The organism is Massilia sp. UYP11 (assembly GCF_050434805.1).
In the GTDB taxonomy this organism is placed as follows: domain Bacteria; phylum Pseudomonadota; class Gammaproteobacteria; order Burkholderiales; family Burkholderiaceae_D; genus Telluria.
Window position 1 is genome coordinate 12,295 of the sequence record NZ_JBNDJE010000010.1, and the last position, 12,050, is coordinate 24,344.

Consider the following 12,050-nt stretch of genomic DNA (forward strand, 5'->3'; position numbering starts at 1 on the left):
GGATGGGGGAACTGATCGACCTCCTCCAGTGGCCGGCCATGGTGGTCAGCCTCTACGCCGCCTTCCTGATCGGCTCCAAGCGCGCCGAACGCCGGGTGTTCGGGTTCTGGATGTTCATCCTCAGTAACCTGATGTGGATCGCCTGGGGCTGGCACGACGGCGCCTGGGCCCTGATCACGTTGCAGCTGGCGTTGATGGCGATGAATGTCCGGGGCATCTACAAGAACGGCCAGTGAATGCCGGGAGGCGGCCACTGCGCCGCCTCCCGGCAGTGGTTCGTCCTGCCGAATTATAAAAAACTATCATAACTATTAAATCAATTATCTTTTCCTAGTCAAAATTGCTCTGTAGAATCTATATCATTGAAATTCAACGCAATGAGGAGATCAGCATGAGCCAACCCCGCCTGACCACCGCCTCCGGCATCCCGGTCGCCGACAACCAGAACTCGCTGAGCGCCGGCCCGCGCGGCCCGTTGCTGCTCCAGGATTTCCACCTGATCGAAAAGCTGCAGCACTTCAACCGTGAGCGCATCCCCGAGCGCGTCGTCCACGCCAAGGGGTCGGGCGCCTATGGCAGCTTCACCGTCACCCACGACATCACCAGGCTGACCAAGGCGAACCTGTTCGCCCACGTCGGCAAAGAGACCCCGGTGTTCCTGCGCTTCTCGACCGTCGGCGGCGAAAAAGGCAGCGCCGATACCGAACGCGATCCGCGCGGCTTCGCACTGCGCTTTTATACCGAGGAAGGCAACTGGGACCTGGTCGGCAACAACACGCCGGTGTTCTTCATCAAGGACCCGATCAACTTCCCGGACTTCATCCACACGCAGAAGCGCGATCCGCAGACGAACCTGAAGTCGGCCAATATGATGTTCGATTTCTGGAGCAACGCGCCGGAGAGCCTGCACCAGGTCACGATCCTGTTCTCGGATCGCGGCACCCCGGACGGCTACCGCCACATGGACGGTTTCGGCAGCCACACCTTTAGCCTGATCAACGACCAGGGCGAGCGCGTCTACGTGAAGTGGCACTTCAAGACCCGCCAGGGCATCAAGAACCTGAGCGCGCCAGACGCCACCCGCATCGCCGGAAGCGACCCGGATCACGCCCAGCGCGACCTGTTCAATGCGATCGCCGCCAATGACTTCCCGCGCTGGGACGTCCAGGTTCAGGTCGCGACCATCCAGGAACTGGAAGCCTGGAGCGCGCGCACCGGCTGGAATCCGTTCGACCTGACCAAGGTCTGGCCGCACGGCGACTTCCCGCTGCAGCCGGTCGGCGTGCTGGAACTGAACCGCAACCCGCAGAACTACCACGCCGAGGTCGAGCAGGCCGCCTTCTCGCCGGCCAACGTGGTTCCGGGCCTGGGCTACTCGCCCGACAAGATGCTGCAGGGCCGCCTGTTCGGCTACCACGACGCCCAGCTGTACCGCGTCGGCACCAACCACCAGCACCTGCCGGTGAACGCCCCGCGCTGCCCGGTCCACAACCACCAGCGTGACGGTGCGATGGCGATCGCCAACGGCGGCGCCGCGCACAACTACCACAGGCTCAGCAGCGTGGGCGCCGGCGCCACCGGCATGGGTCACGGCGAGCGCGAACTGGCCCTGGAAGGCGATGCCGGCCGCTTCGATTTCCGCGGCCGGGAAGACGATTACACGCAGGCCGGCAACCTGTTCCGCCTGATGGACGCCCAGGCGCGCCAGAACCTGTGCGACAACCTGGCCGGCCCGCTGAGCCAGGTGGACGAGGCCATCCTGCAGCGCCAGTTGCGCCACTTCGACCTGGCCGATCCGGACTACGGAAATGGCGTGCGCGCTTCGCTCAAGGCGCTCGGACGCAACGTCGACTAGCGCCTGCTTTGAACGCGTGGACGGCCACGCCGTCCACCCTGCCCGCCACCCGGACCGCCAGTGCCGGCGTGGCGGCTTTTTTTTGGTTCAGCGCTCGAATCCGAGCGCCTTCATGGCCCGGGTGAGCGTCTTCGCCGCCCTGGCGTAGCCTTCCCACGGCGCGTTGCCCTCGTCCAGCCGCGTGTGCACGTTGGCCACGGTCCACTGCGTGCTCGATTTCAGGTCCGCCAGCTCTTCCCACCGCAGCGGCACCGAGATTCCGAGTCCGGGCCGCACCCGCGCCGACCAGGCGGCGACGGTGGTTGCGCCCTGCCCGTTGCGCAGGTAGTCGATGAAGATCTTGCCGACCCGGTTCTTCGGGCCGCTCTTGAAGGCGAAGCGGTCGGGCAAGGTGTCGGCCATATGGCCGACGATCGCCTGCGAGAACGCCTTCACCGTATCCCAGTCATAGCCGCCCTTGATCGGCACCACCACGTGCAGCCCCTTGCCGCCGCTGGTCTTGAGAAAGGCAGGCAAGCCCAATTCATCGAGGAAGGCATGCATCAGCTGGGCCGCCTCCTGCATCGCCGGCCAGGCGACGCCCTCGCCCGGGTCGAGGTCGAACACCATGCGGTTGGGCTTCTGGTAGCTGCCCTTGAGCGCGTTTTGCGTGTGAATCTCGATCACGTTCCACTGCGCCGACGACAGGATTCCTTGCACGCTCGCTACTTCGAGCATCGGCGAATGGTCGGGGTCGAGCGCAGCGTCCAGGTGGCGCAGGCCCGGCATCTTGCGCACGTCGGCGTGCTTCTGGAAAAACAGCTCGCCGCCCACGCCCTCGGGCGCGCGCACCAGCGATACCGGACGCCCCTTCAGGTGTTCCATCATCAGTTTGCCCACCAGCGCGTAGTAGCGGATCAGGTCGAGCTTGGTCGCGCCGCTTTCCTTGTCGATCACGCGCTCGCCGTTCGTGATCTTCATCGTCGCCGGCAGCCTGTCCGGCGCCGAAACAGGGTCCGGAGCGTCTGTCGCGGATGCTGCTTCCATATGTCTTGCCTTTTCACGTGTAATGCCCCTGGCCGGCTTGTCTTCGCGCAGGCCCTGGAATACCGGGTGGCGCACGGCGCCGGCGCTGGTCCACTCGGAGAAGCTGACCTCGGCCACCAGCACCGGCTTGACCCAGTGGTGCTTGCGGCCGGGGACGGCGCGCGGCGGGAACGGACTCTCGTCGCTGCGCAGCTTCTCCAGCCGCCTGGCGATCGAGGCCAGCGAGGAATGATTGAAGCCCGAGCCGACGTTGCCTGCGTAGCGCAGCACCCCTTCCTCGTCATACGTCCCAAGCAGCAGCGCACCGATGCCGGTACGCGCGCCCTTGGGGTCGGTAAAGCCGCCGATCACGAATTCCTGGCGCAACCCGCACTTGAGCTTGATCCAGTCGGGCGATCGCCGCGACACGTAGCGCGCATCGCGGCGCTTGCCGATCACGCCTTCCAGGCCGATCTTGCAGGCGGCGGCCACCAGCTCATCCGGCTTGCTGCCGAACTCGGCCGAGAAGCGGACCTGGTCCGACTTCTTTTTCGCCAGCAATTTTTCGAGCAAGCCGCGCCGCTCGACCAGCGCCAGCTCGCGCAAGTCGTGGCCGTCGAAGTACGGCACGTCGAACAGGAAGAATTCGATCTGCTCGGCGTGCCTGCCGTCGAAGGCCTGCTGCAGCTTGCCGAAATCGGGCTTGCCGTTCTCGTCGTGGACCACGATCTCGCCGTCGTACCAGCCGTCGGGCAGTGTCATGCGCTCCAGCTCGGCCTTGAGCGGCAACAGCTTGTCGGTCCAGTCATTCGCATTGCGCGTGATCAGGCGCGCGGCGCCGTTCTCGATGCGCGCCAGCATGCGGTAACCGTCGAACTTGACCTCGAACACCCAGTTTTCGGGGTCGGGCGGGGGCGCATCCACCAGCGTGGCCAGCTCGGGAGAAAATTTCTCGGGCAACGCGACCCGGTCCGAGGCCGGCGCGGCCCCGGGTTTGGCGCCGGATTTCTTCTTCGCCGCGGCAGTCGGCCTGGCCGCGGCCTTCTTCGCCGCCGCCCGCTTCTTCGGCGCCGGCGCTTCGTCCTCGCCCGTGCGCAGCGCGTCGATCTTGCGCCGCACCCGCGCCGGCAGCGGCAGATCCTTGACGCTGTCCGGCATCTCGTCGACCAGCGAGAATTCCTCGGACGAGCGTGCGTACTCGTCCTTCTCCTTGATCAGGAGCCACGGCTCCTGCTTCTCGCCGCGGCCCTTCATGCGCACCAGCGTCCAGCGGCCGCGCATCTTGTGGCCGTGCATCTCGAACTTGATGCTGCCCTTGGCGAAGCCCTTGTGCGGGTCTTCCAGCGGCTCCCAGGTCCCCTTGTCCCAGATGATGACTTTGCCGGCGCCATATTGCTTAGCCGGAATCGTTCCTTCGAAATCGGCATACGCGATCGGGTGGTCCTCGACCTGCACCGCCATGCGCTTGTCGTGCGTATCGTAGCTGGGGCCTTTCGGCACCGCCCAGCTCTTCATCGTGCCGTCGAGCTCGAGCCGGAAATCGTAGTGCAGGCGGCTGGCCCAGTGCTTCTGGATAACGAATGTCAATTCATCCATGCCGGGCGTGCCGCCCTCGGCCGGCTCGGGCGTGGTCGTGAAATTGCGCTTGGCTCGATAGACTTTGAGTGCGTCCGGCATCGCGGTACTCCTGGATTCCATTGACGACAGCCTATTCCTGCCCCGCGCTCCAGACTGTACGGCAGCGAACGCTGACCGTGGTCGAAACGACAAATGTAAGCGGATGTAAAACGGGTCAACTGGGCCGTATCGGGGCCCGTTATCAGCTCAGTAACACGAGGACTCAGTAACACGAGGAACCAGTAACACGAGGAACTCCACGGAGCCCCACCCGAGACCAACCGGGTTTCAAATTACCATGAAGGAATGACACCATGAGCAAAATCGCCGCTACCCTGATCGCTGGTCTGTTCGCTACTTCCGTGTTCGCCCAGACCCCTGCCACCGCTCCCCATGCCGACGCACACGCCACCGAGGCCTCCAAAGACGCGGCCAGGGCCGACGCCAAGCATGCGAAAGAAGTCGCCAAGGCCGACGAGAAGGTAGAGAAGGCCCAGGCCGAAGCAAAGGCCGACGTGGCCAAGGCCGAGGCGAAGGCAGCCGAGAAGAAGGCCGAAGCCAAGGCCGACCAGGCTGAAGCGAAGGCCGACAGCGTCGCCCGTTAGTAGTAGCTCCCTCGCTCAGGGCCCTCACCAGAAGCCGGCTCGAGCCTCACCATATCGCGGCGTCCCGCACGCCGCTCCCATGCAAAAGGCAGGCCTCCCTGTCTTTTGCCATGCCTGCTCTACAATAAGACTTTGCCCATAGCCAGAAAGGACATCATGGACCGTATCGTCTTTCTTGACCGCGACAGCCTGCAAGCAAATGTGCGCGTTCCCGGCTTTGCGCATACCTGGCAGGATCACGCGGGCACCAGCCCGGACGAGGTCGTGGAACGCCTGGCCGGCGCCACCGTCGCAATCACCAACAAGGTGGTGCTCCGCGCCGGGGCGATCGCGCAACTGCCCGACCTGAAGCTGGTTGCCGTCGCCGCCACCGGCCTTGACAACGTCGACCTGGCCGCCTGCCGCGAGCGCGGCATCGTGGTCTCGAACGTCCGCGACTACGCGCTGGTCTCGGTGCCGGAGCACTGTTTCACCCTGATGCTGGCGCTGCGCCGCAACCTGCGCGCCTATGCCCTCGACGTCGAGGCCGGCAAATGGGAAACCTCCAGCCGCTTCTGCCTGCTCGACCACCCGATCGGCGACCTGGCCGGCAGCCGCCTGGGCATCGTCGGCTACGGCGCGCTCGGCAAGCGGGTCGCCGGCATCGCGCGCGCCCTTGGCATGCGGGTGGCCGCCACCTCGCGCTCGCCGATCCAGGATCCGGACGTCACCGAACTGGCGCTGGACGAGCTGCTGGCAACCTCCGATATCGTCAGCCTGCACCTGCCGCTCACCGAACAGACCCGTGACCTGATCGGCCGGCGCGAGCTGGGCCTGATGAAGCCGGGCGCGATTCTGATCAATACCGCGCGCGGCGGCCTGGTCGACGAAGCGGCGCTGGCCAACGTACTGATGGAAGGCCGCATTGGCGCCGGCTTCGACGTCCTGAGCACGGAGCCGCCGGCGTCCGCCAATCCCCTGCTGCGCATGCGCCTGCCGAACTTCATCCTGACCCCGCACGTGGCCTGGGCCAGCGCCGGCGCGATGCAGGCGCTGGCCGACGTGCTGGTCGATAACATCGAGGCCTGGCGCGCGGGCGCTCCACGCAACGTGGCCTGAGCGCAGGCCCTGCCTCGCCTCAAGCCGGCGCGTCCGGCGCACGCAGCGGCAGGTCGAGCACGAACAGCGTACCGGCGCCGGGCGTGCTCTCGACCCGGATCGTGCCGCCCAAGAGGCCCGTGACGATGTTGTAGACGATGTTCAGGCCCAGCCCGGTCCCGCCCTGCCCCATGCGGGTCGTGAAGAAAGGATCGAAGATGCGGCCGAGATGGGCCGGCTCGATGCCGCGGCCATCGTCGCGGAAGGTGATGGTCACCCGGCCGTCTTGGGGCACGGCGCCGATCGTCATGGCGCCGCCCGGGCCCTCGAAAGCGTGCAGCATGGCGTTGTTGACGAAATTGATCAGGACCTGGCCGAGCGGGCCCGGGAATCCATCCATCACGATCCCGGCCGGCACGTCGAGCAGCAGGCGGTGTTCGGCCAGGCGCACCGTGCTCATCAGGGTCGCGACGATCTCATGGCAGGCCTGGGCCAGGTCGAAGCGACGGCGCTGGTCGCTGGCCTGGTCCACCGAGACCTGGCGGAAGCTGCTCACCAGTTCGGCCGCATTGTGCAGGCTGCGCACGATCAGGGCCGACGCTTCGTGCGACGCCGCCATGTAGTCTTCGAGGTCGGAGCGCTTGAGCGTGGCGTGCGCGACGCGCGCCGCCACCGCGTGCGTGCGCTCCTGCAGGGTGCTGGCCATCAGCAGGCTGTTGCCGATCGGGGTGTTGAGCTCGTGCGCCACGCCCGCCACCAGCGAACCGAGGGAGGCCAGTTTCTCTTGCGCCGCCAGCTGGGCCTGGGTTTCCTTGAGGCGGTGGTAGGCTTCGGCATTGTCCATCGCCACGCCGACGTAGGCCGCCAGCGTCCCGAGCATGTCGAGGTGGACCTGGCTGTAGGCGTCTGGCTGGCGGCTCTGCACCGTTACCGCGCCCAGCACCCGCTCGCCCGCCGTCACCGGGACGCACAGCAGCGAGCACGGCGCATGAATGGCGTCATCCGACACCGCCACCGCATCGAGCGCATCGACCGCCTGCGGCAGGCACGCAGGCAATTCGGCCAGGACGTCGGCCAGCAGGAACTCGCGGCCTTCGGCCACGCAGCACGACAGCAGGTGGCGCGCCGGATCGAAGCGCAGCTCGCGCGGCGCCATGCGCCGTCCGACCACCACCGCATACGGCAGCTCGAGCGTCTCGCGCTCCGGGCGCCACAGCGCGACCGCGAAGACCGGCGCGTCCATCAGCTCCACCACGTGCCGGTAGAGCGTGCTCATGATGGTTTCGATGTCCAGGTTCGCGGTCAAGGCCCGGCCCATGTCGGACAGCAGCGCGATATTGCGGTGCGCGCGCTCGACTGATTCCTTCTGGCGTTCGACTTCGCGCTTGTCGCGCTCGGCCGCGTCCTTCTGCAGCAGCAGTTCGGCCGTCCGGGCATGGACTTCGCGCGCCAGCAGGCCTTTCTGCTCCACCAGCGCGCGCACCCGCAACCGGTAGGCCAGGTAGGACAGCGCCAGCACCGCGCTTGCCGCCAGCGCGCGGAACCACCAGGTCTTCCAGTACGGCGGCGTGATCGTGATCGCCAGCGTGGCGGCGTCCTGGCTCCACAGGCCGTCCTTGTTGCTGGCCCGGACCCGGAACACATAGCGTCCCGGATCGAGGTTGGTGTAGGTCGCGAAGCGCCGGCTGGCGCCGGTGTCGACCCAGCCCTGGTCGAAGCCTTCGAGCTGGTAGGCATAGCGGTTGGCGTGCGGGTCGGCGTAGTGCAAGGCCGCGAACTCGAGCGTGAACACGGTATCGTGGTGCGACAGCGTGATCTCGCGCCGCGTCGGCAGGTCGGGAAGCGCGCGCGAGCGGTTCAGCACCAGGAGATCGGTGATCGCCACCCTCGGCGCAAACGGGTTGTCGCGCACCTCGGCCGGAAAGAACGAGGTCATGCCGTTGATGCCGCCGAAATGCAGCTGGCCGTTGGCGCCGCGCCAGCCCGCGCCCACGAAGTAGGAGCCGTCGATCAGGCCGTTCCTGGCCGTGTAGCTCTTGGCCTGGCCACTCACCGGATCGACGCGCGTGATGCCGGCCGTGGTGCTGACCCACAGGTTGCCGTCGTCGTCCTCGAGGATGGCGCCGATCGACGGCCCCTCGCCCGCATCGGCGAAGGGATAGAAGCGGAACCAGGCGCGTTCGCCGTCGCGCATCATGCGGTGCAGCCCGCCGGCGGTGCCGATCCACAGGTCGCCCTTGGCCGATTCGTACAGGTAGTTGATCCGGCTGTGGCGCAGGCTGCCCGGATCGGCCGGATCGCTGCGAAAGCGGGTAAAGGTATCGGAGGCGCGGTCGAACCGTTCCAGGCCCGACTCGGTGCCGATCCACACCACGCGGTGCCGGTCTTCCAGCAGCGCGCGGCCGAAGTTGTCGCCCAGGCTGGTCGGGTCGAGCGGATCGTTGCGCCAGCTGCGCGCGGTTTCATGGCCGGGCGCCAGCGCCGACAGGCCGTCCCGCGTCGTGACCCACAAGGTGCCGTCACGGCCGACGCGGATCGCTTGCACGTGATTGGCGCCCGGGCCCGGTCCCAGCGCCACCCGCTTCATGCGCCCGTCCGGCGCGCGCCACAGCAGGCCGGTCGCGGTGCCGATCCAGAGCCGGCCATGGGCCGAGGCCAGCGCCGTAACCCGGTCGCCCAGCATGGCCGAGCGCAGGCGCGTGGCTTGCCGGGTGGCCGGATCGAGCAGCATCAGGCCGTCGCTGACGGTGCCGACCCACAGGCGGCCGTCGCCCGCGTCGGCGATGGCGCGCACCCGCGCGCGACCGATGCCCTCGGTATCGCCGTAGCGCGTAAAGCCGCCGCTGGCCAGGTCGGTGCGATTGATGCCGCCAAAATAAGTGCCGACCCACAGGGTGCCGGTGCGGTCGACCAGCACCGCGGGCACCTGGTTGTCGGACAGGCTGTGCGGGTCCTGGGGCGCATTGCGATAGCTGATGAACTTGCCGCTGGAAGGATCGCGCCATTTGAGGCCCTGCTTCTCGGTGCCGACCCAGAGCTGGGCGCCGCTGTCGTGGTACAGGGTCTTGACGTGCACGTCGCCCATGCCATCGGCCGCGGCCATGCGCTGGCGCCGCGGCGCCCCTTCGTCGAGGCGCCAGGCTTCGAGCCCGGACGCGGTGCCGACCCACAGCGTGTCGCGCGGCCCCATCGACAGCGCGAGCACGGTATTGCGCTTGGCGTCGGCCGGCGGGGCGAGCGCGAAGTGGGTGAAGCGGCCGCTGTCCGGCTCCATCCGGTCCAGCCCATCCGCCGTGCCCACCCACAGCGCGCCCGCATTGTCGAAGGCGAGCGCGTTGACCCGGTCGTCGCGCAGGCTGGCGCGGTCCTCGGGGTCGTGCACATAGCCGCGGTGCCGGCCGGTGGCCGGATCGAAGCGCACCACGCCGTCGCTGGTCGCCAGCCACAGCGCGCCATCCGGTCCCGGCACGATGGCCACCACCGAGCGCAGCACGCTGCGCCCTTCATCTGCCAGCGTGTGGCGCTGGAAGCGGCCGGTGGCCGGATCATGGCGCGCGAGGCCGCCCTTGGTGCCGAACCACAGATGGCCGTGCGGATCCTCGTACGAGGCCGATACGTGGTTGTCGGGGATGCTGCCCGGATCCTTGGTGTCGTTTCGGTACACGGTCATCCGGTAGCCGTCGAAACGGTGCAGCCCGGCCTGGGTGCCGAACCAGATGAAGCCCTGGCGGTCCTGCAAAATATTGATCACCGAATGCTGGGACAGGCCATGGTCGACCGACAGCCGTTCGAAGCGCAGGCTGCGCTGGGCGGCGCCCGCGTCCCCGGGCAGCGCGGCGAGCATGCCCAGAATGCTCAGCAACAGCAGGAAGATGCAGCGACACGAGGTGGCGCGGACAGTGGTGAAACCCGGCATGGCGATCCAGTTGATGATCCTGCCATCCAATCTACCAGAGGAGTTTGCTAAGGTGAAATATTTTGAGACTTCCAGAACCGGCGGCCCGCTGCTATAATGCATGCCTCGGGCGGCTGTAGCTCAGCTGGATAGAGTACTTGGCTACGAACCAAGGGGTCGTGGGTTCGATTCCTGCCAGCCGCACCAGAAAATACAGAGGGCCAGATCACACGATCTGGCCCTTTTTCTTTGCCTGCTGGATTGATCCAGGGCGGTTTTGTACCCCCTTTTTCTCCGCCCGTTACACGGTTCGGCACTGAACCTTTGCCAAGACGTCCACCTCCCGCTATAATGCCTGCATTGGGCGGCTGTAGCTCAGCTGGATAGAGTACTTGGCTACGAACCAAGGGGTCGTGGGTTCGATTCCTGCCAGCCGCACCAACCTTCTTCAGATAAGGGCACTTCGCAAGAAGTGCCCTTATTGCTTTTAGGCCAGCAATGTGCGGGCTTTCAATGCCCGGCTTTCAATGCGCACCCGTCACTTTCGCCCATGAACGACGCCGCCGCTTCTCAGCCTCACCATCAGCCTCACCATCAGCCACAGCATCACCCCCAACCCGATGAGCGCGGCGAACCCGTGCCGATCCGCTCGCCCTCGTTGCCGACCGCACTGGCGTCCTGGCTCGACCCGGCACGGATCGCGACCGTCGTACCGCTCGGCGCCCTGCCTCCGGTCCTGAACGGCGTACCGTTCGCGCCGTGGATCGACGCGCCCGCCACGAATGCGGGGTGGAACGACGTCGCGGGCCAGGCCGATATCGCCGAACCGGCCTTCGACCTGCCGCCGTCGCGCTCCCCGGCCGCCGGCGTCGTGATCGTGGAAGACGATGGCCGCGTGTGGGCGGTGGCGCCCTCGAACCGCTTCGGCGGCTACGACGCGACCTTTCCCAAGGGCCGGGTCGATCCCGGCGTCAACCTGCAAGCCACGGCGATCCGCGAAGCGTTCGAGGAATCCGGCCTGCGGGTCGAGATCCTGGCCCACCTGATCGACAGCGCACGCACCCAGACCCATACGCGCTACTACCTGGCGCGCCGGGTCGGCGGCAATCCGGCGCTGATGGGATGGGAAAGCCAGGCCGTGCACCTGGTCCCGCAAGCGGATTTGCCCGCATTGCTGTGCAATCCTCACGACCGGGCGGTGATCGATGCCCTGGCGCGGGCGCTGGCGCCGGCGACGATGGATAAAAACAAAGATTTTGTCGCCAATCCTTTGCCAAGATGAACAAGCATCGCTATAATGCGTGCCTCGGGCGGCTGTAGCTCAGCTGGATAGAGTACTTGGCTACGAACCAAGGGGTCGTGGGTTCGATTCCTGCCAGCCGCACCAACTGTTTCAAGAGAATGGCTCAGAAGATATTCTGGGCCATTTTTCTTTTCGGAGTTCTGTGTTGGCATCGCAGAATCCTTGCTTGGCGTTTCGTCTGAATGCCGTTATAATGCGTGCCTCGGGCGGCTGTAGCTCAGCTGGATAGAGTACTTGGCTACGAACCAAGGGGTCGTGGGTTCGATTCCTGCCAGCCGCACCAACTGTTTCAAGAGAATGGCTCAGAAGAAATTCTAAGCCATTTTTTCTTGGCTGCTCGCACCGCAGGCGCGCGGGCCCATGTCATCCGCACATCGGGCTCCATGAGCGACTGACGCTCGTCCCTTGCACCCATCCTGCGCCCGTACGCCGCCGATGACGTCCTCATCACTGCGGGAGAAGCAGCGCAAGCCGGCGCCCGCGACCGGTGGACCATCGCCAACGACGACCTCGCGGACTGCGACGATTACCTGCTGGTGAGGCGAACTGCTGTCCGCCGACGGCGCTGGCGCACGGGCCGGCTACCTTGGGCATGATGCCTGGCGGCCTGGGCGCGCCGGGTTTCCCGGCCCGGCGCCGGCGCCCGCAGCAGGGCCGACGCCCCACCCCGCCCCGCCTGCCTGTGGCACGAAC

Annotated in this window: 7 protein-coding genes and 4 tRNA genes; 9 read left to right on the forward strand and 2 right to left on the reverse strand. The window is 66.5% G+C overall.

Going from position 1 to position 12,050, the window contains the following annotated elements; translation table 11 throughout:
* Window positions 1-2 precede the first annotated feature (2 nt).
* Together ABIB38_RS14720 and ABIB38_RS14725 are read left to right on the forward strand one after the other, a co-directional pair.
* Window positions 3-236: a hypothetical protein gene (locus ABIB38_RS14720; protein ID WP_429204936.1), complete on the forward strand. Its 234-nt coding sequence runs from the start codon at window positions 3-5 to the stop codon at window positions 234-236.
* 155 nt (window positions 237-391) lie between these two features.
* Window positions 392-1,855 (forward strand): catalase, encoded by a 1,464-nt coding sequence (locus tag ABIB38_RS14725; RefSeq protein ID WP_429204937.1) that lies wholly within the window; start codon window positions 392-394, stop codon window positions 1,853-1,855.
* Window positions 1,856-1,942: 87 nt separating this feature from the next.
* On the opposite strand, the gene ligD is transcribed toward ABIB38_RS14725, so the two are convergent.
* Window positions 1,943-4,537 carry a DNA ligase D gene (gene ligD, locus ABIB38_RS14730; protein WP_429204938.1) on the reverse strand — a complete coding sequence of 865 codons (2,595 nt, stop codon included), beginning with the start codon at window positions 4,535-4,537 and terminating at the stop codon, window positions 1,943-1,945.
* Between the two features lie 254 nt (window positions 4,538-4,791).
* On the opposite strand from ligD, the gene ABIB38_RS14735 reads away from it, so the two are divergent.
* Both ABIB38_RS14735 and ABIB38_RS14740 read left to right on the forward strand, forming a co-directional pair.
* A complete protein-coding gene (locus tag ABIB38_RS14735; protein ID WP_429204939.1) occupies window positions 4,792-5,082 on the forward strand; it encodes a hypothetical protein in 291 nt (96 codons plus the stop codon).
* A gap of 156 nt (window positions 5,083-5,238) precedes the next feature.
* Window positions 5,239-6,180, forward strand: a complete 942-nt coding sequence (locus ABIB38_RS14740; RefSeq protein WP_429204940.1) for a D-2-hydroxyacid dehydrogenase — start codon at window positions 5,239-5,241, stop codon at window positions 6,178-6,180.
* A gap of 19 nt (window positions 6,181-6,199) precedes the next feature.
* On the opposite strand, the gene ABIB38_RS14745 is transcribed toward ABIB38_RS14740, so the two are convergent.
* Window positions 6,200-10,075, reverse strand: coding sequence for a two-component regulator propeller domain-containing protein (locus tag ABIB38_RS14745; protein ID WP_429204942.1), 3,876 nt, complete (start codon window positions 10,073-10,075; stop codon window positions 6,200-6,202).
* Window positions 10,076-10,184: 109 nt separating this feature from the next.
* Between ABIB38_RS14745 and ABIB38_RS14750 the strand changes: the two genes are divergently transcribed.
* The 5 genes from ABIB38_RS14750 to ABIB38_RS14770 all read left to right on the forward strand — a co-directional run bounded on the left by ABIB38_RS14750 (window position 10,185) and on the right by ABIB38_RS14770 (window position 11,640).
* A tRNA-Arg gene (locus tag ABIB38_RS14750) sits at window positions 10,185-10,261 on the forward strand.
* 157 nt (window positions 10,262-10,418) lie between these two features.
* A tRNA-Arg gene (locus tag ABIB38_RS14755) sits at window positions 10,419-10,495 on the forward strand.
* Window positions 10,496-10,691: 196 nt separating this feature from the next.
* Complete coding sequence (locus tag ABIB38_RS14760; protein WP_429204944.1) at window positions 10,692-11,336, forward strand: NUDIX hydrolase; 645 nt, start codon at window positions 10,692-10,694, stop codon at window positions 11,334-11,336.
* A gap of 28 nt (window positions 11,337-11,364) precedes the next feature.
* Window positions 11,365-11,441 (forward strand) — tRNA-Arg (locus ABIB38_RS14765).
* A 122-nt stretch (window positions 11,442-11,563) separates the two neighbouring features.
* Window positions 11,564-11,640: transfer RNA gene (locus ABIB38_RS14770), tRNA-Arg, on the forward strand.
* The last annotated feature ends 410 nt before the right edge of the window (window positions 11,641-12,050 follow it).

What these genes read in the sequence shown, in the direction of transcription:
- ABIB38_RS14720 (WP_429204936.1), top strand. Translation starts at nt 3, where the DNA reads ATGGGGGAACTGATCGACCTCCTCCAGTGGCCGGCCATGGTGGTCAGC.
- ABIB38_RS14725 (WP_429204937.1), top strand. Translation starts at nt 392, where the DNA reads ATGAGCCAACCCCGCCTGACCACCGCCTCCGGCATCCCGGTCGCCGAC.
- ligD (WP_429204938.1), bottom strand. Translation starts at nt 4,537, where the DNA reads ATGCCGGACGCACTCAAAGTCTATCGAGCCAAGCGCAATTTCACGACC.
- ABIB38_RS14735 (WP_429204939.1), top strand. Translation starts at nt 4,792, where the DNA reads ATGAGCAAAATCGCCGCTACCCTGATCGCTGGTCTGTTCGCTACTTCC.
- ABIB38_RS14740 (WP_429204940.1), top strand. Translation starts at nt 5,239, where the DNA reads ATGGACCGTATCGTCTTTCTTGACCGCGACAGCCTGCAAGCAAATGTG.
- ABIB38_RS14745 (WP_429204942.1), bottom strand. Translation starts at nt 10,075, where the DNA reads ATGCCGGGTTTCACCACTGTCCGCGCCACCTCGTGTCGCTGCATCTTC.